Origin of the sequence: Haematobacter missouriensis, from assembly GCF_000740775.1 — a bacterium.
GTDB lineage: Bacteria > Pseudomonadota > Alphaproteobacteria > Rhodobacterales > Rhodobacteraceae > Haematobacter > Haematobacter missouriensis.
The window spans coordinates 1-912 of the sequence record NZ_JFGS01000098.1 but is presented as its reverse complement, the minus strand read 5'-3'; the positions used below and the strand labels follow the sequence as shown (position 1 = coordinate 912).

Sequence of the window (912 nt, the reverse complement as noted above, 5' to 3'; positions counted from 1 at the left end):
CGCTCCATGATGCGCGATCTCGACCGCGGCTTCTGGCCCCCGTCCCGCGCGGCGTTCCCGGCGGTGAATGTGTGGCAAGGCTCCGAGGCCGTTGCCGTCACCGCTGAACTTCCCGGCATCGAACCGGGCGACATTGAGATTTCGGTTAAGGACAACGTCCTGACGCTTTCGGGCGAACGCAAGGCGCCCGAGGTTCCCGACGGTGCGCGCTGGCACCGCAACGAACGCGGTTTCGGCAGGTTTTCCCGCACTATCCGCCTGCCGTTCGCGGCCTCGGATGACAAGGTCGAGGCGAGGATGACGAACGGCGTATTGCGGATCGTCATCTCCCGGCCCGAGGAAGAAAAGCCGAAGAAAATCGAGATCAAGGCAGCCTGAGAGAGCTGGAACGATGAGCACCGACATCACGCAAGCCGCCGAAAAGACGCCGACCGACTCGCCCGAGACCACCGGCGGCGGACGCATCTACCGCCCGTTGACCGATATCGTCGAGACAGATCAGGGTGTCTCCATGATGCTTGAAATGCCTGGGGTCGCCGCCGATGCGGTCGAAATCACACTAGAAAACCGCGTGCTGACGATCCGCGGCAAGGTTGAGCCGATGCGGCCAGAAAACCTGAAACTTGCCTATGCCGAATATGGCGAGGGTGATTTCGAGAGGGCCTTCACGCTTTCCGAGGATTTCGACCCCGACAGGATCGAAGCCGAGATGCGTGGCGGCGTCCTCACCCTGACGCTCCCCCGAGCCCCTGAAGCGCAGCCGAAAAGGATCGTCGTCAAGGGCGCCTGAAAACCGAAGGAGACCATATCATGCAGATCAAAGACCTCATCCCCTGGGCGCGCAAGGACGGCGCGCCAGATGCCAAGAGCAGCGAAGACAACCCGATCGCGACACTCCAGCGCGAAATGAAC

General features: G+C 62.1%; 2 protein-coding genes. Both read left to right on the top strand.

The window, feature by feature from the left end:
- On the top strand, positions 1 to 378 hold a 378-nt coding region (locus tag CG51_RS18800), incomplete at its 5' end, for an Hsp20/alpha crystallin family protein (protein ID WP_035747651.1).
- A gap of 13 nt (positions 379 to 391) precedes the next feature.
- Positions 392 to 790 carry an Hsp20/alpha crystallin family protein gene (locus CG51_RS18795; RefSeq protein WP_035747649.1) on the top strand — a complete coding sequence of 133 codons (399 nt, stop codon included), beginning with the start codon at positions 392 to 394 and terminating at the stop codon, positions 788 to 790.
- Positions 791 to 912: the final 122 nt, after the last annotated feature.